The sequence below is a fragment of the Paenibacillus sp. genome, assembly GCF_048976745.1.
Lineage (GTDB): Bacteria > Bacillota > Bacilli > Paenibacillales > Paenibacillaceae > Paenibacillus.
On the sequence record NZ_JBHGUU010000004.1, the window covers coordinates 511069 to 537525 of the forward strand.

A 26457-nucleotide genomic window follows, 5' to 3' on the forward strand; every position below is an offset into this window, starting at 1 on the left:
TGTAAAGGTAGGCTTTTTTTGCGTCAATCTCAAGGGGGAAGGTGGCCTAAAATGGATATTCGTGTCGCCAGTTTGCAAAATCCTTGGATTATCCTTGTGATTTCCTTGCGTGATGGGTATCATTAGTGTGAGGTGACATGACAAACATGGAAAGATTACAAAAAATTATCGCACAGGCAGGCATTGCATCCCGCCGCAAGAGCGAGGAACTAATCCTGTCTGGCAAAGTAGAAGTTAACGGGGAGGTCGTAACCGAACTGGGTACAAAAGCGAACCCCGAAGAGGATATGATTACGGTTAATGGAAAACCAATCCGCAGTGAGAAAAAAGTGTACTTGATGTTGAACAAGCCAAAAGGCGTAATCACAAGTGCATCTGACCCGGAAGGTCGGAAAATTGTATCCGACTACCTGAAAGGTGTTAAGGAACGTGTATACCCTGTGGGTCGTCTGGATTATGACACAGAGGGCTTATTGATCCTTACCAATGATGGTGAGTTCGCACATTTGTTGACGCATCCTAAACATCACGTACCCAAAACGTATCATGCAACGGTTAAAGGCGTGCCGCATGGTTCGGCTCTAGAAAAATTAAAGACAGGCATTATGCTGGATGACGGCATGACTGCGCCTGCCGAGGTGGAGTACAAAGATGTGGATACAGCGGCCAATGAGTCGGTGATCTCCATTACGATCTATGAAGGGCGTAACCGTCAGGTTAGACGCATGTTCGAGGCGATCAACCATCCGGTAACCCGGTTGAAACGGATCTCGTTTGGTGGCATTTTGCTACAAAACCTGAAACGTGGTTTGACACGCAATCTGACCAAAGAAGAAGTTAACAACCTGATTACCCTCGCACAATCAGAACCAGCCAGAAAAATGAAAAAAAGGTAATGTGAGGACACATAATTTTCATAAAACCGCCGCAGTTTTGTGACGAAATTCGCTATAATTGTTCATAGGATGTTCACAGTTGTCCAGTTCAATAATATGCGAGTGTTAGAGTCACTTAAAAGGGGAGCAGCACATGGGGAAATCAAGAAGAACGGTGCAAATCGTCATTTTGACATTGATCCTGGTGTTGGGCGGATATGCGATTACGACATCGGTATCTGGCTCGAACGGCAAGCCAAAGGAAGGGGACAAGTCTCCTTCTTTTGAACTGCTGGGCCTGGATGGTCAAGTTCATACGTCTGACGAGTACAAAGGAAAAGCATTGGTGATCAATTTCTGGGGCACCTGGTGTGAACCTTGTGTTAAAGAAATGCCTGCACTACAGGCACAAGCTGACAAATGGAAGGACAAGGGAGTACAATTTGTCGGAATTAATGTTGGAGAAGACCAGATGACCGTGGATAATTTTGTTCGGCAGGTTGGGGTTACATTTCCAATCATGTTAGACCGTGAGAAAAACTCGGTTCGTGATTTCGGGATCTCTCCGATGCCAACAACATTTTTTGTATCCGACACCGGCAAAATCTCTACCATTCATATCGGGCAACTTGATTTGGACACACTTGACGCTCAAATTTCGCAACTGGCGAAGCAGCCCTGACAGGAGGTCTATTCGTGTTCCAAAATACCAAATGTGAGTGCGGACACCAAAATCCGGTTGGCACTGTACTATGTGAAGCATGTGGGAAACCACTACTGGAGTCTGAAGCTAAATCGACTGAAGTGCTGGAAATGCGTTACGATGGCATGGCGCGCCGTTCACAGCGTAGTAATCCCAACATCATTGATCGCATCTGGAACTTTTTTTCATCCGTCAAAATTGCTGTCTATATGATTGTGTTAACGCTTGTAGGCTCTATGCTTGGCACGATCTATCCGCAAGAAAGTACATTTCTAAATATTGATCCTTCAGTGTATTACAAAGAAACATACGGTCAGTTGGGTCATATCTATTATCTGTTGGGTTTATCCCATACATACGAATCCTGGTGGTTTATCTTGCTATTGGTGATGATTGGAGCATCATTGGTGATATGCAGTCTGGATCGCGTCCTACCGCTCTACAAAGCACTGAATAAACAGAAAATACGTAAACACAGGCAATTTCTGACGAGACAGCGTCTGGTGTACCAAGGTCCTATCGAAGAGGCACCAGAAGAATGGATTAAGAAAGCGGTTACGCCGCTGAAAAAGAAAGGCTACCGCGTGCATACTCAGGGTGATGCTTTACTCGCCGAGAAACAGCGATTCAGTCGATGGGGCCCATATGTCATTCATATTGGACTCATTATATTTCTGCTGGCGGTGCTTGCACGAGGGCTGCCTGGCCTGAATCTGGATGAGCATGTTGCTTTTCCGGAAGGTGAGATCAAAAAGATACCGAATACGTCGATGTATCTGAAAAACGAACAGTTTAATGTTGAATTTTACAGTGAGGAAGAAGTACCGGAGCAATTCCGTAACCTGAACAAGACCGTTCCAAAACTGTTTGAAACAAAAGTTGTTTTGTATGAATGTACAGCAGATTGTTCGGATCTTTCAAAAAAACCTCAATTAGCTGAGGTGGCCAGACATGATGTTCGTGTGAATCATCCCTTAAATTATAACGGTCTGAAAGCATATCAGTTTGATTATGATCTAACACCCACCATTCGGTCCGTAACGCCGGATCTGATCAATACAAAGACTGGTGAAGTATATGGGGCGATTAAGATTGATATGGTCGATACCAAAAAAACATTTGAAGCGGGCCCTTATGAACTGACCGTGAAGGAAAAGTTCATGGACTTTGGATTGGATGAGAATGGACAGCCCAAATCAATATCGCCTTCACCTAATGCACCTGCTTTTCTATTTCTCATTAAGGGACCGAATCTGCCGGAAGAGGGGATACAATATCTTTATTTTGCGAAGCAGATTGATAAACAACGGTTTCAGCAGGATGCAATTAACCAACAGCTAATTGGAACAGAGATTCTTTTACAGTTGGAAGTGGACAGCATGGACAAGGTTGATATTATTCAATCCGTAAGTTATCTCAATATACGCGTAGATAAAGCAATGCCTTTTGTGTGGGTAGGAGCCGGCATTGTCATGTTGGGTCTGGTCATGGGATTTTATTGGCATCATCGCCGCATCTGGATTCGTTTTGATGATCAACAGCTTACCTTGGGTGGACATACTAACAAAAACTGGTTTGGCTTCAGGCGTGAAGTGGCGGCTGTTTTGAAACAAATGAATTTGGAAGTGGAAGAGAAGTCGTTGGATAACGGGGGGAACCAAGCATGAATTTATTGGATTTCAGCAGCGACGCATTTATCGTAGCTTTCTTTCTCTATTGTGCCGCATTCTTTTTATATGGTGTTGCGGTAATGGGCAAAAAATGGAGCAATCGTGATCCTCTGGCGCATATGAATCGCTGGGGTAAACGAGCTTTCATTGCCTCGACTGTCGCTTTGGCGGCACATCTTGTATTCTTTGCAACCCGATGGGCTGGGGCAGGGCATATTCCTGTTAGTAACATGTACGAGTTCATGTCTTTTCTGTCCATGATGATCATGGTTGCATTTATCGTTGTATACGCCATATATCGGAAGTCGTTACTGGGTTTGTTTGCCTTACCACTTACCATCATTATAATGGCTTATGCTGCTGTATTTCCTCAGGAGGTACAACCGTTGATCCCGGCACTTCAGTCCATCTGGCTGAAAATTCACGTGACGTTGGCCGCACTTGGTGAAGCATTCTTCGCCGTGGGTTTTGCCGCAGGGTTCATGTATTTGCTCCGTACTGTTGATTTTAGTGGTAAGGACAAGTCTTCAAGACGTCAACGAGGATGGGTTGAATTCACCCTGGTTACGATCGTTGTCGTTATTGGATTTATAGGAACGGTATTTGCCTTTCGTGCAGCTGGCTATGAGGCGGTTTTTGTGCAGAAAACGGTCAGCATTGACACGCAGGTACAGGAAAATAGTACAATAGAGAAAGTGAATTATCGCATGCCTCCAATTTTTGCGCCATATAATAGCGAAGTGGAGAGCATGACACCGTTTCTTGGCATGAAAAAACCTTTACTTGAGACGCCTTCCTGGATGAACGGCGTAAATGCCGGGCGTAAGCTGAATACGGTGGTTTGGTCACTTATTGTAGGTCTGATCCTGTATGGAATTGTACGACTTCTTGTGCGCAGACCCCTTGGACAAGCGTTACAGCCAATGATGGATGGAATCGATGCCGATGATCTGGATGAGATAAGTTATCGTGCGATTGCCATCGGTTTTCCAATATTTACACTGGGAGCATTAATCTTTGCCATGATCTGGGCTCAGATTGCCTGGAGTCGTTTTTGGGGTTGGGACCCTAAAGAGGTGTGGGCGTTAATTACATGGCTATATTATAGTGTGTACCTGCATTTGCGTTTATCCAGAGGTTGGCAAGGCCAAAAGTCTGCATGGCTTGCGGTTCTTGGTTTCCTGGTTGTCATGTTTACGCTGGTTGGGGTGAATCTGATCATTGCCGGATTGCATTCGTACGCTGGAGCGGACTAGGACAGACTCGTCTTGCAAAGGTTGGGTTTAGAAACGGGAAACACAAACGTACCTTTTTATTGAAGGGTATTCAAATATTGTTCGCCAGATCGAACATAATAGAAGTGATCAGGAGTTATTGCAAAGGGGCTGGAGAGGCATGGCTGAACATGAGAATCGAATACTGGTCGTGGATGACGAAGAGAGAATCCGCAGACTTTTGAAAATGTATCTCGAAAAAGAAGGTTATGAAATTGATGAAGCTGAGGATGGGGAAACTGCGCTGCGTAAAGCAACAGCAGGGGACTACGGACTGATTTTGCTTGATGTGATGTTACCGGGTATGGATGGAGTTGAAGTGTGTACCCGTCTTCGTCAGGTGAAATCAACGCCGGTTTTGATGCTCACTGCAAAAGGTGAAGAGATTAACCGGGTTCAAGGCTTCGAAGTTGGCGCTGATGACTACGTAGTAAAACCATTCAGTCCGCGTGAAGTGATCTATCGTGTCAAAGCGATTTTGCGTCGATCTTCCGCGACAGCTTATCTCTCGAAGGAGAGCAATTCGAGTAATAACATCGTGTTCCCACATTTGGTTATTGAGCATGATGCCCACCGGGTCACGGCTGGTGGTGAAGAGATTAGCCTTACACCAAAAGAATATGAATTGTTGCACTACCTGGCAACATCTCCAGACAAAGTGTTCTCCAGAGAAGAATTGCTCAAAGATGTATGGAACTACGAGTTCTTTGGCGATCTTCGTACCGTGGATACGCATGTGAAGCGTCTTCGCGAGAAACTTAACAAGGTATCGCCAGAGTCGGCGGCCATGATTACGACGGTGTGGGGTGTCGGTTATAAACTGGAAGTACCGAAGTAGTTTAAGTTTCTGGAGATCGCTGGTCGGGAAGTTATGGATCACTATTATCTGCCTTGTGGGTTGTGTACTTATAGCGCTGGGTCTTTTTTTGCTGCCCTACATTGATACGAACTTTGCAGAATCCGAGTCCAGAGATATTAAACGGTTGTTCACCTATATCTGTATTATCGGATTCAGTTTAACTACCTTTTTTGCATTGTTCCTATTCACCAAAATAACGCAGCCTATGCAGCAATTGATTCAGGCAGCCAATGCGATTCGCAAAGGCAACTACGGAACACGTCTCTCCCTGGTAACGAGTGATGAGATTGGTGAATTGGCCAATACTTTTAATCATATGGCTGCCCAACTGGAAGATAATATTCGAAACCTTAACCATGAGAAGGAACATTTGGCGAGTGTGCTTCGAAGCATGACCGATGCGGTGGTTACATTTGATGGTGAAGGCAAAGTTATTCTGACGAATCCGCCAGGAGAGAAGATCATGCAGACTTGGTATGATCTGGATTGGGCGAAAGTGGACGAAGGAAAAGATTCTGAACAGTTTGACAAGTCTTCACGTGATGTACCTGAGCCCCTTCTTCCATTGTTCAGAATGGTGATGGAGCAAGGTGGGGACCAGAACTCCAATGTTCATGTACAGCAAGGCGTTTGGTCTGTCCAGATGGCACCGTTGTATGCTGACAGTGTTGTCAGAGGCGCTGTGGCTGTCTTGAGAGATGTAACAGAAGAAGTGCGTTTGGAGAAAATGCGGCGTGATTTTGTGGCTAATGTATCTCATGAAATACGAACTCCGCTATCCATGATGCAAGGTTACAGTGAAGCCCTACTGGACGGTATGGCAAACTCACCGGAAGAGAGCGAAGAACTTATCCAGGTTATTCATGATGAGTCCCTGCGAATGGGCAGATTGGTCAAAGACTTACTTGATCTGGCTCGGATGGAAGCTGGACACACGGACATGGTGATGAAGGAAGTTGACCTTGGGGAACTACTTGAGCGTGTATACCGGAAGTTCTCAGTGCGGTCGAAAGAACAGGGAATTCAACTGCACTTCGAATGTGAACAGCCAACCATTGAACTTCAACAGGCAGATGAGGATCGACTTGAGCAGGTCTTTACAAATTTGCTGGATAATGCCTTCAGGCATACGCCGACTGGCAAAAATGTAATGATCTCGGCAGAGCGGGTCACTTATCTTCGTGCGCCATTCGTTAGAGTTTCAGTGAAGGATCAGGGTGTAGGTATCCCTTCATCCGACTTGCCATTTATTTTCGAACGATTCTACAAAGCAGACAAGGCTCGTGTTCGGGGAGAAAGTGTAGGTACAGGGCTTGGGTTAGCGATTGTGAAAAATATTGTTGATGCGCATCAAGGAATGATTACCGTCAACAGTGTGCTTGGCGAAGGAACAGAGTTTATTTTACAATTTCCCTTGGATTCATCGAAATAGCCTGATTTCATACAAAAAGTGCGGAAACACCCTCTTACGGAGGGTGTTTTTTGTTGAAGAGTACCGTTTAATCTTGTTCAACGTGGAACATGATTTTTTTTTATTTTTGACTAAAAAGAGTGTCCAAGATAATTTTCCTTCCTATGTTACATAAGCTTGAAAAGCAAGCAAGATAGAGGAGGATTGAGTTAAGCATGTCCGATGATCGAAAAAGGGTCAATATTAAAGCTTTTCTGGAAGGTAGATCTTTTAGAGCGGGCTCTCCGTTTATTCCCATAACCACTAAAGAACTGGAGCAATTTGAGTCCATACTGCGTTCTCTCGCTGTGACTATTCCAGCTGCACTCGGCCAGCCGACTTCAGCCAATATACTAGCATTACAGAATGGATTACGCCCGTTACTTACATTTGTAAATGAATCCGGATTTCGTGCCGGGGTAAAAGCAGAATTACAAGCAGTACTGGAATTAACGATTGCAGGCTCAGAGGTTATTCCTGTTCCTTTAATTAATCTCGCAGGTAACTTGCAACATTTACTAGATGATTTATTGAGTGTGACGTTACTTCTTGAAGTGCCACCTGTAGAAAAAGATAAATTCGTGGGGTTAATCCGTTCGATATCGTTATCCTTAAGTCGGGCGACGACAACTCTTGGAAACGGAGGAGCTACTGGACCAACTGGCCCACAGGGAGTTCCAGGAGTACCAGGTGTACCAGGAGTACCAGGTGTTCCCGGGGTGAAAGGTGCTACTGGACCGGCAGGAGGAATTGGACCAATCGGCCCAGTAGGACCAGTTGGCCCAGTTGGCCCACAGGGAGAACAGGGTCCGGCAGGAGCACCTGGTGTAGGTTTAAACAATATTACCGGATATGATTCAGCACTTGGACCGACATACGCTCAGGGTCAGGTAGTAAGTTATGAGGGGAATCTTTATGTTGCTAATGTAAACGGTCCGTTGGGTATACCCGGGAGTTCCCCGGATTACACTCTTTTGTTGGCGGAAGGAACGACCGGAGCTACAGGAGCAACCGGAGCTGGTTTAACGGGTGCATTAACATTTGATCCAGCGCTTGCTCCGGGTTATCCAGCCGGTCAGATAATTACGTATAACGGGAGTACGTACATTACAAGTGTTGCTAGTCCTTTAGGAACACCTGGAACTTCGTCAGATTATACATTAATTGCGGCTGCGGGGAACACCGGTGCAACTGGTGTAGGCCTAACTGGAATAACTTCTTTTGATCCGGCTCAATCCCCGACATATCCAACCGGTCAGGTTGTTACGTACAACGGGAGTACTTATATTACGAAAGTTGCAAGTCCTGGAGGAGTACCAGGAAGCTCACCGGATTACACGTTGCTTGCGGCTGCGGGAGACACGGGTGTAGGAACGACAGGAGCAACCGGGGCCACAGGCGTAGGTTTAAGTGATATCGTGCCATTCGATCCGGCATTAGCACCAACCTATCCCGCTGAACAGATCATCATATTTGGGGGAAGTACTTATATTACCAATGTGGCATCACCAACAGGTACACCCGGCAATTCACCAGATTATACACTGCTAGCAGGATCTGGGGTTACAGGTTCGACTGGAGTTACGGGCATAGGCCTTGATGGTGCAGTTACGTTTGACCCTGCATCAGCTCCAACGTATCCAGCAGGACAGGTCGTAACGTTTAATGGAAGTACGTATATAACGAATGTGGCTTCTCCTACGGGTACTCCTGGTACTTCACCAGACTATACATTGCTTGCAGGTGCAGGACCCACAGGAGTCACGGGTTCATCAGGTGTAACGGGAGCTACCGGGGCAGGATTAACAGGCATTTTGCCATTCAATCCAGTCGTGGCTCCAACGTATCCAGCCGGTCAGGTTGTGACGTTTAATGGAAGCACATATATAACCGATGTAGCCTCACCAACGGGAACGCCGGGGAATTCACCCGATTACACATTGCTTGCTGGAGTAGGAGCGACAGGAGTGACGGGAGCCACTGGAGTCGGCGTAACGGGAAGTACGGGAGTTACAGGAGCGTCCGGGGGAACAGGAGCGACAGGCGTAGGTTTGAGTGGTATCGTGCCATTTGATCCAGCGGTGGCTCCAACATATTCAGCCGGCCAGGTTGTCACGTTGAACGGCAGTACGTATATTGCGAATGTAGCCTCACCAACGGGAACGCCGGGTACATCGCCGGATTATACGTTGCTTGCGGGCGCAGGAGTGACGGGTGTAACGGGAGTTACAGGAGCAACCGGCGTTGGAGTGACGGGGAGTACCGGAGCGACAGGTGTAGGTTTGAGTGGTATCGTGCCATTTGATCCAGCCGTAGCCCCAACGTATCCAGCCGGTCAGGTTGTGACGTTCAACGGCAGTACGTATATTGCGAATGTAGCCTCACCAGTGGGAACGCCGGGTACATCGCCAGATTACACGTTAATCGCAGGAGCAGGAGCTACAGGCGTCACGGGAGCTACAGGAGTCGGCGTAACAGGGAGTACGGGATCAACAGGTACCACTGGTGAAACGGGAGCGACGGGAACGGCAGGTTTGACCGGTGCAACTGGAGTTACAGGAGCCACCGGAGTTGGCATAACCGGCAGTGCGGGATTAACAGGGGCAACAGGTGAAACGGGAGCAACGGGAGCGACGGGAACCGCAGGTTTGACTGGTGCGACTGGAATTACAGGAACCACGGGAGTCGGCGTAACTGGTAGTACGGGATCAACAGGTGAAACGGGAGCAACGGGAACGGTAGGTTTGACCGGTGCAACTGGAGTTACAGGAGCAACTGGAGTTACAGGAGCCACCGGAGTTGGCGTAACCGGAAACACGGGATTGACAGGGGCAACAGGCGAAACGGGAGCAACGGGTCTCGCAGGTTTGACCGGTGCGACTGGAGTTACAGGAGCCACCGGAGTTAGCGTAACCGGGAGTACGGGATTGATAGGGGCAACAGGCGAAACGGGAGCGACGGGAACCGCAGGTTCAACCGGTGCGACTGGAGTTACAGGAGCCACTGGAGTTAGCGTAACCGGGAGTACGGGATCAACAGGGGCAACAGGCGAAACGGGAGCGACAGGAACCGCAGGTTTGACCGGTGCGACTGGGGTTACAGGAGCCACAGGTGTAACCGGTGCAACAGGAACATCTGTAACATCTAACTCAGCTTTTGCTGAGAACACAAATGGTACGATTGTTGTAATATTGGGTGGTACACTCGTTCCATTACCGAATAACCAAAATATTGGCACAGGTATAACCGTCAATGGGGCAAATGACACCTTCACGCTTGCCAATGCAGGTCGTTACTATATCTCATATAAAATAAACCTGACAGCTGCACTTGCTATCCAATCTCGGGTTTTACTTAACGGTACAGCAATTCCAGCGAGTGTAGTATCTCCAGTACTTTCTCTTAGTCAGCTGCAGTCTGACTTCATGGTTACCGTCACCGCTGGTTCAACAATACAGTTACAATTATTCGGGCTTATTGGCACAGCTATTCTTTCACCTCCGGGGTCTACACTAAACATTATTCAGTTAAGTTAATCGCTCCGACAAAAAAGACGGGAACCACGAGGCTCCCGTCTTTCTTTATGCATTTAAGATTAATTATTCCAGCACGATTTCAACAGCAGTATTGATCTCAGGCAGCGCAGCAAGCTGCACAAGCACATCTTTTGGAACAGCTTTATCTACGGTCAGAATCATGATCGCTGCACCACCAATAATTTTACGTCCAACCTGCATGGATGCGATGTTGACCTCATTTTGTCCAAGCAGTGTACCCACACGACCGATAATACCTGGTTTATCGTTATGGGAGATCAAGATTTGATGACTTTCCGGAGCGATATCTACCGGGAATTTGTCCAGACGAACGATACGCTCTCCATAACCTGCAAGCAATGTACCCGCTACACGGCGTTCCTCAGCATCCTGAGTTGTAACCAATGTTACGGTAATCAGGTTAGTGAATCCTTTGGTTGCGGAGGTTTGGCTTACAACGACATTCAGATCACGGATTTTGGCCAAATGCATTGAGTTGACGATGTTGGCTTCCCCACCCAAATGTCTGGCAAGAATCCCCTTCACAATGTAACGCGTAAGAGGAGATGTATCTACTTCAGAAAGTTCACCAGCATAGTCGATCCGAATCTCCTGCACTGCATTTTGTGTAATCTGTGCTGCAAAACTACCCAACGTTTCACCCAATTTGAAATAAGGCTGCAATTTGTTCATTACAGTTGGTGCAACAGCCGGCATGTTAACTGCGTTTTTGAATGGTTCATTGCGCAAAATATGAAGAACTTGTTCAGATACGTCAATCGCTACATTTTCTTGTGCCTCAACAGTGGATGCACCAAGGTGAGGTGTGACAATGATACTAGGGTGATTCAGGAATGGATGGTCCTGAGCAGGTGGTTCACTTTCAAATACGTCAAATGCTGCTCCGGCAACAATTCCTTCGTCAATGGCTTCCACAAGTGCCATCTCGTCAACTACACCGCCACGAGCACAGTTGATGATACGCATCCCTTTTTTCATAACTTCGAATTGTGGGCGTGAAATCATGTGCCGTGTTTCCGGTGTTAATGGCGTGTGAACGGTCATGAAGTCCGCATTGCGAATGATATCATCTACACTAGCCAGCTTCACTTGCAGCTTCTCGGCACGCTCCTCCGTGAGGAACGGGTCGTATGCAAGAATGTCCATTCCGAATGCTTTGGCGCGTTTGGCAACTTCGCTACCGATCCGTCCCATACCCAGTACACCCAGCGTTTTATTTCTTAATTCCACACCCAGGAAGGTTTTACGATCCCACGTACCCTGAATAGTCTTGGCGTATGCCTGAGGAATGTGTCGGGCCAATGCCATCATCATGGCAAACGTGTGCTCACAGGTTGTGATGGTATTGCCATCGGGTGCGTTAATAACGATGATACCGCGCTGTGTAGCAGCTTCCAGATCAATGTTATCTACACCAACACCTGCACGTCCGATCACCTTAAGGTTGGTACCAGCCGTCATAATACGATCTGTAACACGAGTCTGGCTGCGAACCAAGAGGGCATCATAATCACCAATAATGGCAACAAGTTCATCTTCACTAAGACCGGTTTTCTTCTCAACAACAACATCATTTGCATCCACCAGTTGCTGGATACCCAGATCACTGATTGGGTCCGACACTAACACTTTGTACATGGTTTCTTCCTCCTTAGGTATGTGTATCTATATCGTCAAGGTCTGACCTCAGCGAAGAGGTATTCCTTAAAACCAGATTGGTTCTTCCGCCCAACAACGCGGTGTCGCAGCAGAGGGGGAAGGTGTAACAAATAGAGTGATCCCACAGATATCCTTTAAAATAAATCAAAAAACTCTCAATCCACATACTGCTTGCGCAATAAGGGACGAGAGTTGTCGTGGTACCACCCTAATTCACCGCCGTTTCGCAACGACAGTCTTAGCGGTCAATGAAGACCGAAGAGGATAACGGGTCTAAACCGATTGCACCTACTCCAATTTCAATGCAATAACTCAGGAGCGCTCAAGACCATTTGCCTGCCACCGATTCACACCTACCATCGGCTCTCTGTAAGACGAAGCAACGTCTTTTTTCCATCATCGTGTTTAACGTGACTAATTTTTTCATAATGTATCATGGCTGACATGAGCATGTCAATAGGCTTAAATGTTTTAAATTGTTTTGCAGATGTCTTTCTATTCACGCGAAAAGTAAGTCACCATAAGTAATACAATAGTAACTGAACATACCACAAGAAGAGGGAATATCTTCTGTTTGGTGAACCGGATTTTACTGCTTTAATGAAGTAATGGCACTGACATGAAACCAGGACTTGGGGCAGGCCTTGAACCAATTTGGTTTTTTGGCTATCATTTAGTATACTATCCGATTGGACAACGTAACTGTTATCCGTCAAATTTAACTCAAGAGGACAGACGCATCCGATGAAAAAATTCAAGTTTCCCAAGTTCAAGATTCAGAAGGCTGAGCCACAGCAGCTTACCGAGCGTTTGCTTTTAATCAATCTATACTTTACACAAGGTCTGACACTGATTATCGGAGTTGTGTGGATCTTGTTGCAAAAACGAAACTTGTTAGATGTTCTCGCATGGCCTGACAATTACCAATTTGTATGGTGGGGTCTAGGTCTTGCTGGCATTATGCTTGTTATGGACTTGGTACTGTCGTATGTTATACCTCAGGAAAGCATGGATGACGGTGGAATTAACGAGATGCTGTTCCGTGGGCGTCCGATCTGGCACATTGTATGCATAGCAGCCATTGTTGCTGTGTGTGAGGAATTATTATTCCGTGGAGCCATCCAACATGCCATCGGTCCTTACTGGACAAGTATTTTATTTGCAGTTATCCATATTCGTTATTTGCGCCACTGGATTCCAACAGGCTGGGTGTTTGTCTCAAGTTATGGATTGGGTTGGATTTACATGCAATCCGGCACATTATGGGCGCCTATATTATGTCATTTTATTATTGATTTGGTGTCCGGATTAGCGATACGTTTTCGGAGGGGATCATGAATCAGCCATTAAGTAGAATGAAGACATATGGCAGTCAGCGCCATCGTCAATCGGATAAAAAAGAGAAATCCGAGCAACAGGTGGCTTCTCAAGTAAGCATAGTTGCTGAAACGGCAGCAGCTGCTGAGGTTGGCGGAATTACACCAATTACTTCCGTTTCTTTACCTAGATCACAGCGCAAGCCCTATACAGAAAAGCTGGAAAGTCCAGTACTTCCTCAAAGGGCACCATCACGCTCCAAAAAAACGCCAAAATCATCGGAAGAATCGATCCCCGAAGCGGGTTCGCTTCCTACACGAACAGAATTACATCCTTCACGTCGTTTAAAATTGAGCAAGAGGTTTGTCAATTCACTCATTTTTATTTTTGTCCTGCTAACAATTAGTCTGGTGTGGTGGGGAGTGAAAGGGGCACCCGCTCTGAACACGTTCCTTCCCTTGCCGTGGTAATGTTAGTACTCGCAGGATTAGTCATTTTGATGGGAGTTTTGTTACTCTTTCATATGTGGCGTGAAGCCCATGTTCATCAAATGATTGAAGAAGAGGTTGAAGTTCCTCATCTGCCAACATCCTTTGACGGGGCCACGATTTTGTATGTATCCGACACTCATAAGCGCAAGCTGAAGCAGAAGGATCTGGAACACTTTAAAAACAAGGTGGACTGGGTTCTGATTGGTGGGGACGTTGCAGAAAAAGGAATCTCATGGTCTCTGGTTAGACATAATATGAAACTTTTATCGAACATTGCTCCTTCTTTTATCGTGTATGGAAACCATGACAAGCGAGCTGGTACCGCTCAACTTGCTCGAATTTTCCGAGAATCGGGCGTTCAGCTCCTGCAGGATCATGTGGAATATCTGCAACGGGGCAGCGACAGATTAAGCCTGATCGGTATAGATTATCGATCCAAACAGGGTGATGGTTTGCTACAGCAGATTGGCGACCATTTTTGCAAGATTGCTATCGTTCATGATCCTTTGCAAGCTCTTCGCTTGGAGCAAAATGCAGATCTTATTTTAAGTGGTCACACACATGGCGGACAATTGGTATTACCATTTTTTGGACCTGTGTTCCTGAGCAAAGCGTATCGTCCCATATCGAATGGGTGGTACTCCCTGAAGCGCAATCCGGAGGACGTTCATCAAGAAGGCAAAATGCTGGTTAGCAGAGGTTACGGTACGAATCATCTTCCTCTCCGACTAGGTTGTCCGGCGGAGATGCATATCATTACGTTAAGAGTGCCCGCAAAAAAAACACTCACAGAGAAACAGCCTTGATCCATTGGATCAAGGCTGTTTAACTTTTGAAGCGAGAATAGGGATTAACGGGCTTCCAATTCTATTGCACGCGGATCTACAAAGGAGTAGCCTTTCTTTTCAAGCTTGGTCAGCAACTCATCCAATGCTTCAACCGTCCATGGCAATTCATGCATCAAAATATTGCTTCCCGGATTTAACTGGTCAAGTACATTTTGAATGACTTTTTCCGGTTTGTCTTTGGTGCTTTTATCCCAATCGAGGGAACCATTAGACCATGTCATATATAACATGCCATTTTTCTTCACAGCAGCCTTCAGTGCATCATTACCCGACCCAAAAGGTGGACGGAAGAATTGAGGTTCCTCACCAATGGTATCCTTCACTATTTTTTGGACATCTGTAACCTGTTTTGCCACTTCAGATTTAGACATTTTTTGGAGATCCTCATGATCCCAGGCATGATTGCCTACAATCTGCCCCCGTTCATGTATGAGTTTGAGCAATTCCGGATGACTTTTTACCCGATATCCATTGACGAAAAATATCGCTTTAGCGTTATGTTTATCTAAAGTGTCGATTAGTGAAATAATCATTTTTTCTTCTTTGGGTCCATCATCAAACGTTAACAAGACCACTTTGCTAGGGTTTGAATCATCATTTGGTTTTATATAATAATTTTCATTCATATGATACGTCTTTTCCACTTTTTCTTCTGTAGAAACCTTCTCAGAGGTATCAGGTTTTTCTTCTGTCACAGTTGTATCTTCCGTTGAAGGTTCCGGGTCACGGGTTACGGGTTCTCCCGTTTCAGTTGGGTTAGAATTACTTTGCTCTTCTTGAATCGTGGTGGGTCCGCCCGCTGTGGAATTTTCGGATGTTTTTTCTTCGGCTACCCCACAGGCTGACAGCAGCAAACTTGCAGCAATAATCAGTGAGGCTGTATGTCTAAACATGATCTCAACTCGCTTTCCTGTATTTATGCGGAATGAGATCGCTCACTACCGCAAACACTAAATATGATTTTAACACTTGAAGGAGGTTGGTGTAATGAAGACGTCATCCTTTTTTTGGGGCATTGTAATTGGTGTTGCAGCCAGTTCATGGTTGTCCAAAGGCAGATTGCCCATGATGTCATCGGGTTCATCACGAAATATGATGGATCAGGCAAAACATAAGATGATGGAAATGACGTTCCCGGGTATGGATGGGTTCACAAGCAAGCAAAATCAACATGGTGAACCACAGAAAAATCCAGCAGCAAAGAGTACAAGAGCTATCACACCGCAGGAAAAAGAAGCGAATATGAGCATGCTCAAAGATTTTATTCGCACCAATCCGGATGTAAAGCATGAAGTTGAACAAATTTTAAGCCAAACAAACACAACAGTACCGGGTTTATAAACCAAAACCTCCAATTAGAATCATCCACAGTCTTGATTTGCTGTGGAATGATTCTTTTTTTGTCGATTTTACTTCGTGCATTTAGAGGTATAAAATGATAACATAACTACATAGATTTATTTTCAGCACATATTGTTTTGTGCTTCATAATCTGTTATAAGACTTGCTTATAAAGGGGAGATCCTGTATGAAAATAGAACGACTAAGTCACGATAAGATACGGATTTTCCTGACCTTTGACGATCTGAGCGAGCGCGGAATACAAAAAGAAGATATGTGGCAGGAAATACCCAAGGTTCATGAACTGTTCACTGAAATGATGGACCAGGCCTATTCCGAACTTGGATTTGATGCCACAGGTCCACTTGCTGTCGAAGTATTCGCACTTCCCGCTCAAGGGATGGTTGTCATTGTCACACGTGGAAAATATGATCCGCAACAATATGGTTCAGGTCATGAAGATGATCTTCCTGAAGAAGTATATGAAATGGAAGTTACACTCGAGCAAAGCGATTCCATCGTTTATGCATTCAAGGACTTTGAAGTGCTCATTGAAGCTGCACATATGTTGCGTCAGCATGTTACGGATGCTGGGAGACTTTATTCTTATAAAGACAAGTGGTTCTTGCATTTTGAGCCAGATGAGGTAGATTCCACCAAACATGCGGCATTGATTGCTTTGCTTGCTGAATTTGGTGAAGGCTCTTCAATGACTCCTGCAGTTATGGAAGAGTATGGTAAAGTTGTTATTCCTGCACAAGCGATTGATGTTATCTGCACCCACTTCAAACGCCAGGATTAATCTCTAGTTGTAATCGCGTCTTTAGTCAGAGGAGGGAATTTCGGTGCTTTTGTTTTCGGTCTTAGCGGCAGCAGTTGCTCCGGGTCTCGCCTTGTTAACATACTTTTACCTGAAAGACCGTTATGATTATGAGCCACTTCATATGGTGTTGCGGGTTTTCCTCATGGGGATTCTGATGGTACTGCCTGTGATGATCATTCAGCGTGGCATGATGATGTGGCTTGGGGATAATCCTTATCTTGAGGCCATTCTGATCTCAGGTGGTGTGGAAGAATTCGTCAAATGGTTCGTACTTTATCATATCATCTATAATCACACCGAATTTGATGAACCGTATGACGGGATCTTATATGCAGTTGCTGTTTCACTTGGATTTGCCACAGTTGAGAATGTGTTGTATGCCTTTGCGGGGAATGCATCCGTCTCAGCCATGTTCCTCCGGGCACTGCTCCCTGTTTCAGGGCATGCTATGTTCGCAGTAATCATGGGCTATTACATGGGCAAAGCCAAGTTTATCGGTGGCAAGAAAAAGCGGTTGTACCTGGTTCTTTCCCTAGGATTACCTTTTTTCTGGCATGCATTGTACGATGTCATCATGAACACCATGGTGAATCATTGGTTGTGGTTTATAGCGCCGCTAATGGCGGGCCTGTGGTATGGGGCAATGGGTAAAATCACACGCGCCAATAACCGTTCTCCTTTTCGTTTTGTGAAGCGGGAGGAAGAGGTTAAATTATAAAAATACGGACACACTGGTGGACATAAAGCGCATATTGCGCCTATGGCTCCGGTGTGTTTTTATTTTGCGGATAAACTCCCGGGGAATGACCAATAGAAACGGAGATCAACTGTGATGAGAATTAAAATTAAAATCAGATGCAAACAATGTGGTGAACGTTTTACATTACGAGGCAAGAAAGAACGGGGCCGGATTGAGACGGGATTCAAGCAGTGCCTTTGTGATAACAGAGACCAGTTCGAAATTGAAGAAGAGGGCATGGCAACCGGGATTCAGTTGAATTAAAAGGAGGACTCAAACAGTACTTTAGCAGCCTGCTTGTGTAAGGACTGGAAATCGCATGCATAAGAGATCTTTCTTCGATCCACAATAGAGGTAGTGGTTTAGAAGAAAGGAGACTCTACCGATGTATAAACGTTTAAGTTCAGTTATGTTTCCGATATTTGCAGTTCTGCTGGTTGGTGCGCTTGTGTGGGGTTATCAGGAGAATCAGGAGAAGAATGCAATTCTGATCAAGGCAGAGAATCAATATCAGCGTGCCTTTCACGATTTATCTTTTCATATGGATAAATTACATTCGGAGATTGGCAACACCTTGGCAGTTCATTCCACATCGCAGGGGATGCATCGCAAAGGTTTAATGAATGTATGGCGACTCACCAGTGAAGCGCAGAATGAGATCAACCAACTGCCACTCACCATGCTGCCATTTAACGAGACAGAGGAATTTCTCTCGCGTATTTCCAACTTTGCCTATCGGGCGTCGATGCGTGACTTGACGAATGAACCGCTAAGTGAGAAGGAAATGAGCAACTTGAAAAAGCTGTATCAGAATTCATCTGAAATTACCAAGAATCTGCAAGATGTACAGCAGAAAGTTCTGACGGACCGTTTGCGCTGGATGGACGCGGAAACTGCCATGGCAACACAAGAGCAAACAAAGGAAAACACGATCGTTGATGGTTTTCGTACGGTGAACAAAAAAGTGCAGGAATACCCGGAGCTTGATTGGGGGCCTTCCGTATCCAATATCTATGCAAAACGAACCGTCAAGAAACTGGACGGTGTGCCGGTGACCAAAGAACAGATCCAGAGCAAGGCTGCAAAATTCTCTGATGCGGACAGTAGCAAAATCATAGTGCAGGAGAACGGTAAGGGAACGGATTGGGAGTCGTATACTGCGACGGTCAATCATGCCAACAATGGCAAACTGATGATGGATTTCACCCGTAATGGGGGGATGCTTATCTCTTACAGCGATACACGTCCGATTGGAACCAAAAAAGTATCTCGTCAGAATGCCATGGCAAAAGCAGATCAATTTCTAATAAATAAAGGTTACAAAGATATGAAGGCTGTAAACTACGACGAATATGGGAATCTGGGTAACCTTACTTATGTGCGTAAACAAGGGGATACCTTAATCTATCCTGAGAAAATGTCCGTTCGTGTAGGACTGGATACAGGAGAAGTAACCGGATTCCAGGCGAGTGACTTTGTTTACGAACATAATGACAAGCGCAAAATTCCGAAAGCAACACTTTCAGAGCAACAGGCACGTAAAAAGCTCAACTCGGACTTTGAAGAAAATTATGTACGTAAATCCCTGATTGAGAATGATTACAGCAAAGAAGTATTGTGTTATGAATTCGGAGGGAAAATAAACGGTTCCCGTTACCGGATATACATTAATGCGAATACAGGAATAGAAGAAGCGGTTGAAGAGATCAAACCGGTTAATGCAACCTCATAAAAAGATCTATAATCTCAATTTTATTTTGAGTGAATAATTGCGGCAGACCACGATGTGGTCTGTTTTTTTTCTTGTTCAATGTGAGAAAGGTCATGGTATAATAGTCCTTGTACATACGAAGATAAATACATAAAGTGGCGGTGAACAGCTTGTTTCCTAAAATAAATGAAATTTTATACATCCAGATTGCTTCTGCAGATGAAAAAGAGGAACACAAAGAGTACAAATCACGCATTGCAGATATGGATGACAGCAGTTTTTTGATTGAGGTCCCGATTCAGCAAGGAAGCAGCCGCCTAAAAAGGCTTTTTTTTGGAGAGGAATTGTCTATTTCATATATTACGGGGGATGGGGTCCGGCATTATTTTAATACCTATGTCACTGGCTTTGAAGAAGATGTGGTTCGTCTGGTTCGTATCCGAAAACCGCTTCCGAGCGATATATCCAAAATACAACGTCGTAGCTATCTTCGTGTTCATGCAAATCTCGAATTGGCCATCCAGAGTGAAGATCTGACCCGTGCCGTCGGATTGACTGAAGATATTGGCGGCGGAGGATTGTCCATATATGGCGAAACGGGGTTCTCAATTGCTGAAGGTCAAAAATTGAAATGCTGGTTGCTTGTTCCATACCGGAATTCAACCATTGAACATGTGAATTTTGAAGCTGAAGTTGTGCGAATCAAAACCCTGGATACCGGCAGACAGTTATGCATGCTAAAATTTGTGCAGATCTCGGATTCGGAGCGCCAGAAAATTATCAAGTTTTGTTTCGAACGGCAACTGGATTATCGCACGAAATAGGAATGTTGTGGCATAAAGAGAGGGAACTGCGGGTACCGTAATGAAAAAAACGGAGGTAATGCCATGAATCATCGTCATGCAGCCCGCAGATATGAACGACTTTATTATGTGTTGTCCAGGCGAATGGAACGAAGGGTTACGATTCTGATTACAGCCCTTCTAATCCTGCTTGTGGTGTATCAATTACTGCTGTTGGTACCAGGCTTCAAAAAGAATTTGACCACGATTGACCGCCTGGAAGGTACACCGATTCAAGAGCAGTGGCTAAATGATTACGAACATCCGTGAATTTGTCTGTTTTTGCATCCATGTGTAGAGTGTGGTATAATTTTCACGATGCAGGCAATGCCTGTTTTTTTATTGAGGTTTATCGTTTGAGGAGGAATGCCCCGTTGGCAAGCCAGAACACATCAGAGAACGGGAAAATGAACGTTGCAATTGACGGACCTGCCGGTGCCGGGAAAAGCACGGTGGCCCGATTGGTTGCAGAGGCGCTCGCGTATATATACGTCGATACAGGCGCAATGTACCGTGCGGTAACCTTGCACATGCTTCGGAAAGATATTGCGCCGGAAGAAGTGACACAGGTACTTCAGGAAGCCCAAAAGCTGGTCATTGATTTACAACCGGATCCCGACGGACAGAAAGTGTTCTGTAATGGGGAAGAAGTAACCTCGGAAATCCGCTCCCGTGAAGTGACGGGAATCGTGTCTCGATATGCGCAAATCGAGGGGCTGCGTACGCAATTAGTGGATACTCAGCGGCAAATGGCTTTGCGCAAGGGCGTCGTCATGGATGGACGCGATATCGGAACGACAGTACTGCCCGATGCGGAAGTGAAAATCTTCATGACTGCCAGTGTGGAAGAGCGTGCGCTTCGCCGCTTCAAAGAACTGGACCCCTCTGAAGGACTGACGTTGCAACAGCTGGAGCGAGACATTGCCACCCGTGACAGATTGGATGAGAATCGGGAAATTTCCCCACTGCGTTGTGCTGAGGATGCGATCGTCCTTGATACAACGGAGATGAACATTCATGAAGTGGTTGACAAAATCGTATCTTATTGCACAATGGTCAGAGGAGAGATCGGTCTATGATTTACACATTTTGCAGCACATTACTGCGGATCATTTACACCATTCTTTTCCGCTTGGAGGCCGTTGGACGGGAGAATATCCCGAAAGAAGGCGGCGTACTTTTATGTTCCAATCATATTAGTAACTTCGATCCTCCAACTGTTGGTATCAAAATTCGCCGTCAGGTGCGCTTCATGGCCAAAAGCGAATTGTTTGAAATTCCGGTACTCGGCCGAATTATTAAAGCCGTAGGCGCTTTTCCCGTGAAACGTGGAGGTGTCAGCAAGGAATCCATCAAAACCTCACTCAATATTTTGCGTGATGGTCAAGTGCTTGGAATCTTCCCCTCGGGAAGCCGTCACAATGATGGAGGTATCGGCAAAAAAGGAGCAGCGAGTTTTGCTCTCCGCAGTGGCGCTACAGTTATTCCTACTGCTATTATCGGTAACTACAAAGTTTTTCGTAAGATGAAAGTTGTATATGGAGCACCAGTAAGTTTGGACGAGTTTAAGGAAGACCCATCTGGAGAAGCTCTGGAGAAGGCAACTGAAAAAATCATGTCCAAGATTAACGAAATGGTGCAAACGGGCGTGCCAAGCAAGTAATGGCTTCGTCGGTAGCTGAGTGCATGTTTCCATATTTTTGAGGGAGACTAAAGTTTGAGCACTCAGTGATGAAAGTGTTTTGAACTCTGCTATAGGCAGGTTTGAATATAATGGGGTTTTTGAATTGAGGAGGGTATTTGACATGTCGGAAGAAATGAAAAATCAAGAAGCAACCCAAGATGAGTTGGATCAATTCGTTTCCTTGAAAAAAGGAGATACCGTAAAAGGAACCATCGTCAAATTGGAAGATAACCAAGCCTATGTGAGCATTGGATATAAATATGACGGTGTCATTCCAATTCGTGAACTGTCTTCATTACATGTAGACAGCGCGTCTGATGCAGTAGAAGTTGGACAAGAAGTTGAAGCTAAAGTTCTTAGCATCGACGACGAGAAAGAAAAACTCGTTTTGTCCAAACGTGCAATCGACAGCGAAAACGCATGGGATCAATTGCAAAAGCATTTTGAAGACCAAGACGTATTCGAAGTTGTTGTAGGTGATGTTGTTAAAGGCGGTCTGGTAGCAGACGTGGGCGTACGTGGATTTATCCCGGCTTCCATGGTTGAACGCCATTTCGTTGAAGACTTCAGCGACTACAAAGGACGCACACTGCGTGTTAAAGTGAAAGAGATCGACCGTGAGAACAACAAAGTGATCCTTTCCCAAAAAGACGTATTGGAGCAAGAATTCGAAGCAAACAAAGCTACAGTAATGGCTGGTTTGCAAGAAGGTCAAGTGATCGAAGGTACAGTACAACGTTTGACTCAATTCGGTGCATTCGTTGATGTGGGCGGAGTTGACGGTTTGGTTCACGTATCCGAGCTGGCTTGGACTCACGTTGAAAAACCATCCGACGTTCTGTCTGAAGGTGATAAAGTTAGTGTGAAGGTGCTGAAAGTTGACCCTGAAAAAGGCAAAATCAGCCTGAGCATGAAAGCTGTTCAACCAGGTCCTTGGGAAACAGCTAGCGAGAAATTCAATTCCAGCGATATCGTAACAGGTGTTGTAAAACGTCTGGTTGACTTCGGTGCATTTGTTGAAATCGCTCCTGGTGTTGAGGGACTTGTGCATATTTCGCAAATCTCCCACAAACACATCGGCACTCCTCATGAAGTGCTGAAAGAAGGACAAGAAGTTCAAGTTAAAATTTTGGACATGAACCCTTCTGAGCAACGTGTAAGCTTGAGCATCAAAGAAACAGAAGAAGCTCCAGCTCAACCACAAAAATCAGAAAGACCTGCAAGAAACAACGCTCCGCGTGAAGAAATCAACAATCCAAACGTTTCCTTGAACAATCAAGGTATGAGCACTACGCTCGGCGAACTGTTTGGTGACAAACTCAGCAAATTCAAATAAGTTAACAATGCATGGTTCTAAGTTATATACTGCATATTTTGCTGAATAACAAAAGCAAGATCGGCGAGCCCCAGGCGGGTTCGCCGATTGTTTTTATTGCAAGTAAATTGGCATGAAACGTTAGCCAAGACATATCTTTTTTGCTATGATGAGTATCGTAAGTATGGACAGGAGGAGTGGAATGTATGGCAAGACCCGTTGTGGCAATTGTCGGACGACCGAATGTGGGTAAATCCACCATTTTTAATCGGATCATCGGCGACAGACTGGCCATTGTGGAAGACAAGCCGGGCATTACCCGTGACCGCATATATGGAATCGGTGAATGGAACGGTAAACCATTTAGTATTATTGATACAGGTGGTATCGAAATTGATGGTGAAGATGTAATCTTAAAATCGATTCGGATGCAAGCAGAGCTTGCTATTGAAGAAGCGGATGTTATTGTATTCATGTGTGATGCAAAAGCAGGGATTACGCAATCGGATGAAGAGGTAGCGGAGATGCTCTACCGCTCAGGCAAGCCTATTGTTGTAGCCGTTAACAAAGTGGATAATATCGGACGAAGTGAGCTCATTTATGAGTTTTATGGATTTGGATTCGGTGATCCCATCGGTGTATCCGGAAGTCACGGTACAGGTGTAGGTGATTTGCTTGATGCTATTGTGGAGAAGTTGCCAGAACTTGAGGAAGAGACTTACGATGAAGATGTCATTCGTGTAGCTCTGATCGGACGTCCTAATGTGGGTAAATCTTCACTGGTGAACGCTATTCTTGGAGAAGAGCGTGTCATTGTAAGTGATGTGGCTGGAACGACTCGGGATGCAATTGATACACCTTTTGAAAAAGACGGCCAACGTTACGTGTTGATTGATACAGCAGGTATGCGTAAGCGTGGTAAAGTATATGAAACAACGGAGAAATACAGTGTCATGCGTGCCATGCGTGCGATTGAGCGTGCAGATGTTGTTCTGATTGTCATTAATGGCGAAGAAGGCATTATTGAACAGGACAAGCATATCGCAGGCTATGCATTCGAAGCTGGTAAAGCGTCATTGTTTGTCGTCAACAAATGGGACGTGGTAGAGAAGCATGACAAAACGATGAAAGAGTTTGAGAGAAAAATACGGGATCACTTCCTGTTTATGACTTATGCTCCGGTTGTATTCTTGTCAGCCCTCACAAAACAACGCTTACAAAAACTGTTGCCGGTGGTGCAACGCGTAGCAGAGCAGCATTCATTACGTGTGCAGACCCATCTGCTTAACGATGTGGTATCTGATGCAGTTGCAATTAACCCTCCGCCAACAGATAAAGGACGGAGAATGAGAATTAACTATGTGACTCAGGTTGCAGTTAAACCGCCGACCATGGTTATTTTTGTGAACGACCCTGAGTTGATGCACTTCTCTTACGAGCGCTATCTGGAGAATAAAATCCGTGCGGCGTTTGATTTCGAAGGAACACCAATTCGCATATTTACTCGGAAGAAGTCCGACGAAAGTTAGGGGAGAAGTGTGTGATTTTACAAATCGCAGCGATTGTACTGAGTTATCTGCTCGGTTCGATCAGCTTTAGTGTCCTCCTTGCAAAAGCGATACGGGGGATCGATATTCGTCAGCACGGAAGCGGAAACGCAGGAGCTACCAATACGTTGCGTATTTTGGGTAAAGGACCGGCAATTGCTGTTCTGTTACTTGATGTACTTAAAGGTGTTGCAGCTGTATGGATTGGAATCTGGCTGAGCGAAGGTTCTGCCTGGATTCCCGCACTCAGTGGTATAGCAGCCATTGCAGGACATAACTGGCCGCTCTACTTCCATTTTCGTGGAGGAAAAGGGATTGCCACAGCCATTGGTGTCCTGGTGAGTCTTGCTTTCCTACCTGCGTTATGTGCTGGGGTTATCGCTATTCTGTCTATTGTATTGACACGATATGTCTCATTGGGGTCTCTGATTTTTGTAGCATTTACACCCATCTTTATCATGGTATTACCCGGATATTCAATGAATATCTTCTGGGGGAGTCTGATTATTTGTCTGTTTGCGTTCTGGAGACATCGTACCAATATTGCGAAGCTCGCCAAAGGACAGGAAAATAAATTGGGATCGAAAAACCCTGGAGGGGGTAAACGTGTTGTCTAAAAAAGTTGCTGTTCTGGTCGCTGGGAGCTGGGGAACGGCTCTGGCCAGTGTACTCGCTGCTAATCAGTTGGACGTGATGATGTGGACACGTGGTGAAGACCAGGCTAACGAAATCAATAGCAAGCACACCAACACTCGCTATCTTCCGGATGCGGAGCTTTCACCACGGATTCAAGCAACCACGGATATGGAAGCTGCGGTGGAAGGCGCTATAGCTGTGTTAATTGTTGCGCCTTCTTCAGCCATGCGTGCAGTTACGAACCAGCTTAAGGTTTATTACAAACCTGAGATGTTAGTCATTCATGCAACCAAAGGTTTTGAGACAGAAAGCCTCAAACGGATGTCCACCGTCATTTCAGAAGAGCTTGAATGTGAAGAAGGTCGTCTTGTTGTTCTTTCTGGCCCAAGTCATGCGGAAGAAGTGGTGAAACGTTGTCCAACGACAGTGGTTGTAGCTTCACTGGATAAGGCATCTGCAGAGTCTGCCCAAGCTTTGTTTATGAATGCTTATTTCCGAGTTTATACGAATCGGGACATGATCGGTGTTGAGCTGGCAGGCGCATTCAAAAACATTATTGCGCTTGGTGCAGGTATGTCCGATGGTCTTCAATTTGGTGATAATGCCAAAGCCGCTTTGCTAACACGTGGTCTGGCAGAAATCACACGTATTGGTGTTGAGATGGGAGCAAATCCACTAACGTTTTCGGGACTTGCCGGAATCGGGGATCTGGTTGTAACGGCTACAAGTCAGCACAGTCGGAACTGGAGAGCAGGTTCCATGTTGGGCCAGGGACAGAAGCTGGATGATGTTTTGAAGTCCATGGGCATGGTTGTAGAAGGTATTCGAACTACGCAAGCTGCCTATTTCATCTCGCAAAAATACGGCGTGCAAATGCCGATTGCGGATCAGTTGTATCACGTTTTATTCCAGGAGAGACAGCCGCGTGATGCAGTTGAAGCCTTAATGGGACGTGACCCGAAGACTGAAATGGAAGTCATGAAGCTTGAAACCTGGGAGCAGTGGCATTCCTGATTGTAATCAGCCTAAACGTACCTTGTGAAATAAGAAGCTTATTCACCTTTTCTGTCGCGGACTCATACTATACACATGAGTATTGCCGGAGGAGGGGAGACG

25 protein-coding genes and 1 other annotated feature are annotated in these 26457 nt (G+C 45.5%); of the genes, 23 read left to right on the plus strand and 2 right to left on the minus strand.

The features are described 5' to 3' along the window. Window positions 1-146: 146 nt before the first annotated feature. From ACE3K2_RS03165 to ACE3K2_RS03195, 7 genes are all read left to right on the plus strand, one after another. Window positions 147-896, plus strand: a complete 750-nt coding sequence (locus ACE3K2_RS03165; RefSeq protein ID WP_124116190.1) for a pseudouridine synthase — start codon at window positions 147-149, stop codon at window positions 894-896. A 133-nt stretch (window positions 897-1029) separates the two neighbouring features. Then, window positions 1030-1557 (plus strand): redoxin family protein, encoded by a 528-nt coding sequence (locus ACE3K2_RS03170; RefSeq protein ID WP_339307281.1) that lies wholly within the window; start codon window positions 1030-1032, stop codon window positions 1555-1557. Window positions 1558-1571: 14 nt separating this feature from the next. Further along, window positions 1572-3245, plus strand: coding sequence for a cytochrome c biogenesis protein ResB (gene resB, locus ACE3K2_RS03175; RefSeq protein WP_421886608.1), 1674 nt, complete (start codon window positions 1572-1574; stop codon window positions 3243-3245). Further along, a complete protein-coding gene (gene ccsA, locus ACE3K2_RS03180) occupies window positions 3242-4504 on the plus strand; it encodes a cytochrome c biogenesis protein CcsA (RefSeq protein ID WP_421886612.1) in 1263 nt (420 codons plus the stop codon). Before resB ends, ccsA begins: the two co-directional genes overlap by 4 nt. A gap of 139 nt (window positions 4505-4643) precedes the next feature. Beyond that, window positions 4644-5360, plus strand: a complete 717-nt coding sequence (locus tag ACE3K2_RS03185) for a response regulator transcription factor (RefSeq protein ID WP_017687664.1) — start codon at window positions 4644-4646, stop codon at window positions 5358-5360. Between the two features lie 55 nt (window positions 5361-5415). Continuing rightward, window positions 5416-6813 carry an ATP-binding protein gene (locus ACE3K2_RS03190; RefSeq protein WP_339308551.1) on the plus strand — a complete coding sequence of 466 codons (1398 nt, stop codon included), beginning with the start codon at window positions 5416-5418 and terminating at the stop codon, window positions 6811-6813. A 194-nt stretch (window positions 6814-7007) separates the two neighbouring features. Beyond that, window positions 7008-10367 carry a BclA C-terminal domain-containing protein gene (locus ACE3K2_RS03195; RefSeq protein ID WP_421886615.1) on the plus strand — a complete coding sequence of 1120 codons (3360 nt, stop codon included), beginning with the start codon at window positions 7008-7010 and terminating at the stop codon, window positions 10365-10367. Between the two features lie 63 nt (window positions 10368-10430). On the opposite strand, the gene serA is transcribed toward ACE3K2_RS03195, so the two are convergent. Then, the gene (serA, locus tag ACE3K2_RS03200; RefSeq protein WP_169482427.1) at window positions 10431-12026 is read right to left on the minus strand and encodes a phosphoglycerate dehydrogenase; all 1596 of its coding nucleotides are present in this window, start codon (window positions 12024-12026) and stop codon (window positions 10431-10433) included. Between the two features lie 199 nt (window positions 12027-12225). Beyond that, window positions 12226-12456 (minus strand) — a binding site (T-box leader). Between the two features lie 335 nt (window positions 12457-12791). On the opposite strand from serA, the gene ACE3K2_RS03205 reads away from it, so the two are divergent. Genes ACE3K2_RS03205 through ACE3K2_RS03215 form a run of 3 tightly spaced genes read left to right on the plus strand, consistent with a single transcriptional unit; the run spans window position 12792 to window position 14661 of the window. Continuing rightward, window positions 12792-13385, plus strand: a complete 594-nt coding sequence (locus tag ACE3K2_RS03205; RefSeq protein WP_253438667.1) for a CPBP family intramembrane glutamic endopeptidase — start codon at window positions 12792-12794, stop codon at window positions 13383-13385. Continuing rightward, the gene (locus ACE3K2_RS03210; RefSeq protein WP_421886618.1) at window positions 13382-13834 is read left to right on the plus strand and encodes a hypothetical protein; all 453 of its coding nucleotides are present in this window, start codon (window positions 13382-13384) and stop codon (window positions 13832-13834) included. Before ACE3K2_RS03205 ends, ACE3K2_RS03210 begins: the two co-directional genes overlap by 4 nt. 29 nt (window positions 13835-13863) lie before the next feature. Further along, window positions 13864-14661: a metallophosphoesterase gene (locus tag ACE3K2_RS03215; RefSeq protein ID WP_421886887.1), complete on the plus strand. Its 798-nt coding sequence runs from the start codon at window positions 13864-13866 to the stop codon at window positions 14659-14661. A 44-nt stretch (window positions 14662-14705) separates the two neighbouring features. Here ACE3K2_RS03215 and ACE3K2_RS03220 read toward each other — a convergent pair whose 3' ends face one another. After that, the gene (locus ACE3K2_RS03220) at window positions 14706-15596 is read right to left on the minus strand and encodes a polysaccharide deacetylase family protein (protein ID WP_421886622.1); all 891 of its coding nucleotides are present in this window, start codon (window positions 15594-15596) and stop codon (window positions 14706-14708) included. Window positions 15597-15690: 94 nt separating this feature from the next. Here ACE3K2_RS03220 and ACE3K2_RS03225 point away from each other — a divergent pair, with 94 nt between their 5' ends. From ACE3K2_RS03225 to ACE3K2_RS03285, 13 genes are all read left to right on the plus strand, one after another. Continuing rightward, complete coding sequence (locus tag ACE3K2_RS03225; protein ID WP_421886625.1) at window positions 15691-16044, plus strand: hypothetical protein; 354 nt, start codon at window positions 15691-15693, stop codon at window positions 16042-16044. 187 nt (window positions 16045-16231) lie between these two features. Continuing rightward, complete coding sequence (locus ACE3K2_RS03230; protein WP_338587613.1) at window positions 16232-16846, plus strand: genetic competence negative regulator; 615 nt, start codon at window positions 16232-16234, stop codon at window positions 16844-16846. Between the two features lie 43 nt (window positions 16847-16889). Continuing rightward, window positions 16890-17585 (plus strand): glutamic-type intramembrane protease PrsW, encoded by a 696-nt coding sequence (prsW, locus tag ACE3K2_RS03235; protein WP_421886628.1) that lies wholly within the window; start codon window positions 16890-16892, stop codon window positions 17583-17585. Between the two features lie 114 nt (window positions 17586-17699). After that, complete coding sequence (locus tag ACE3K2_RS03240; protein WP_165980215.1) at window positions 17700-17870, plus strand: hypothetical protein; 171 nt, start codon at window positions 17700-17702, stop codon at window positions 17868-17870. Window positions 17871-17991: 121 nt separating this feature from the next. Continuing rightward, complete coding sequence (ypeB, locus tag ACE3K2_RS03245) at window positions 17992-19338, plus strand: germination protein YpeB (RefSeq protein ID WP_421886631.1); 1347 nt, start codon at window positions 17992-17994, stop codon at window positions 19336-19338. A gap of 149 nt (window positions 19339-19487) precedes the next feature. Then, window positions 19488-20141, plus strand: a complete 654-nt coding sequence (locus tag ACE3K2_RS03250; protein ID WP_421886634.1) for a flagellar brake protein — start codon at window positions 19488-19490, stop codon at window positions 20139-20141. Window positions 20142-20204: 63 nt separating this feature from the next. Then, window positions 20205-20429: a hypothetical protein gene (locus tag ACE3K2_RS03255; protein WP_421886637.1), complete on the plus strand. Its 225-nt coding sequence runs from the start codon at window positions 20205-20207 to the stop codon at window positions 20427-20429. 104 nt (window positions 20430-20533) lie between these two features. Next, window positions 20534-21238: a (d)CMP kinase gene (gene cmk, locus ACE3K2_RS03260; RefSeq protein WP_421886639.1), complete on the plus strand. Its 705-nt coding sequence runs from the start codon at window positions 20534-20536 to the stop codon at window positions 21236-21238. Then, complete coding sequence (locus tag ACE3K2_RS03265) at window positions 21235-21822, plus strand: lysophospholipid acyltransferase family protein (protein WP_091018056.1); 588 nt, start codon at window positions 21235-21237, stop codon at window positions 21820-21822. The genes cmk and ACE3K2_RS03265 overlap by 4 nt, the downstream gene beginning before the upstream one ends. A gap of 142 nt (window positions 21823-21964) precedes the next feature. Further along, window positions 21965-23179: a 30S ribosomal protein S1 gene (gene rpsA / locus ACE3K2_RS03270; protein WP_062835205.1), complete on the plus strand. Its 1215-nt coding sequence runs from the start codon at window positions 21965-21967 to the stop codon at window positions 23177-23179. 185 nt (window positions 23180-23364) lie between these two features. After that, window positions 23365-24687 carry a ribosome biogenesis GTPase Der gene (gene der, locus ACE3K2_RS03275; protein ID WP_076209907.1) on the plus strand — a complete coding sequence of 441 codons (1323 nt, stop codon included), beginning with the start codon at window positions 23365-23367 and terminating at the stop codon, window positions 24685-24687. Window positions 24688-24698: 11 nt separating this feature from the next. Continuing rightward, a complete protein-coding gene (gene plsY / locus ACE3K2_RS03280) occupies window positions 24699-25322 on the plus strand; it encodes a glycerol-3-phosphate 1-O-acyltransferase PlsY (RefSeq protein WP_421886643.1) in 624 nt (207 codons plus the stop codon). Then, on the plus strand, window positions 25315-26355 hold the full coding sequence (locus ACE3K2_RS03285; RefSeq protein WP_421886645.1) for an NAD(P)H-dependent glycerol-3-phosphate dehydrogenase: 1041 nt from the start codon (window positions 25315-25317) through the stop codon (window positions 26353-26355). The genes plsY and ACE3K2_RS03285 overlap by 8 nt, the downstream gene beginning before the upstream one ends. Window positions 26356-26457: the final 102 nt, after the last annotated feature.

What these genes read in the sequence shown, in the direction of transcription:
- ACE3K2_RS03170 (WP_339307281.1), top strand. Translation starts at nt 1,030, where the DNA reads ATGGGGAAATCAAGAAGAACGGTGCAAATCGTCATTTTGACATTGATC.
- ACE3K2_RS03165 (WP_124116190.1), top strand. Translation starts at nt 147, where the DNA reads ATGGAAAGATTACAAAAAATTATCGCACAGGCAGGCATTGCATCCCGC.
- serA (WP_169482427.1), bottom strand. Translation starts at nt 12,026, where the DNA reads ATGTACAAAGTGTTAGTGTCGGACCCAATCAGTGATCTGGGTATCCAG.
- ypeB (WP_421886631.1), top strand. Translation starts at nt 17,992, where the DNA reads ATGTATAAACGTTTAAGTTCAGTTATGTTTCCGATATTTGCAGTTCTG.
- rpsA (WP_062835205.1), top strand. Translation starts at nt 21,965, where the DNA reads ATGTCGGAAGAAATGAAAAATCAAGAAGCAACCCAAGATGAGTTGGAT.
- ACE3K2_RS03215 (WP_421886887.1), top strand. Translation starts at nt 13,864, where the DNA reads ATGGGAGTTTTGTTACTCTTTCATATGTGGCGTGAAGCCCATGTTCAT.
- ACE3K2_RS03205 (WP_253438667.1), top strand. Translation starts at nt 12,792, where the DNA reads ATGAAAAAATTCAAGTTTCCCAAGTTCAAGATTCAGAAGGCTGAGCCA.
- ACE3K2_RS03195 (WP_421886615.1), top strand. Translation starts at nt 7,008, where the DNA reads ATGTCCGATGATCGAAAAAGGGTCAATATTAAAGCTTTTCTGGAAGGT.
- ACE3K2_RS03255 (WP_421886637.1), top strand. Translation starts at nt 20,205, where the DNA reads ATGAATCATCGTCATGCAGCCCGCAGATATGAACGACTTTATTATGTG.
- ccsA (WP_421886612.1), top strand. Translation starts at nt 3,242, where the DNA reads ATGAATTTATTGGATTTCAGCAGCGACGCATTTATCGTAGCTTTCTTT.
- ACE3K2_RS03240 (WP_165980215.1), top strand. Translation starts at nt 17,700, where the DNA reads ATGAGAATTAAAATTAAAATCAGATGCAAACAATGTGGTGAACGTTTT.
- der (WP_076209907.1), top strand. Translation starts at nt 23,365, where the DNA reads ATGGCAAGACCCGTTGTGGCAATTGTCGGACGACCGAATGTGGGTAAA.
- ACE3K2_RS03230 (WP_338587613.1), top strand. Translation starts at nt 16,232, where the DNA reads ATGAAAATAGAACGACTAAGTCACGATAAGATACGGATTTTCCTGACC.
- ACE3K2_RS03210 (WP_421886618.1), top strand. Translation starts at nt 13,382, where the DNA reads ATGAATCAGCCATTAAGTAGAATGAAGACATATGGCAGTCAGCGCCAT.
- ACE3K2_RS03265 (WP_091018056.1), top strand. Translation starts at nt 21,235, where the DNA reads ATGATTTACACATTTTGCAGCACATTACTGCGGATCATTTACACCATT.
- ACE3K2_RS03225 (WP_421886625.1), top strand. Translation starts at nt 15,691, where the DNA reads ATGAAGACGTCATCCTTTTTTTGGGGCATTGTAATTGGTGTTGCAGCC.
- ACE3K2_RS03220 (WP_421886622.1), bottom strand. Translation starts at nt 15,596, where the DNA reads ATGTTTAGACATACAGCCTCACTGATTATTGCTGCAAGTTTGCTGCTG.
- ACE3K2_RS03185 (WP_017687664.1), top strand. Translation starts at nt 4,644, where the DNA reads ATGGCTGAACATGAGAATCGAATACTGGTCGTGGATGACGAAGAGAGA.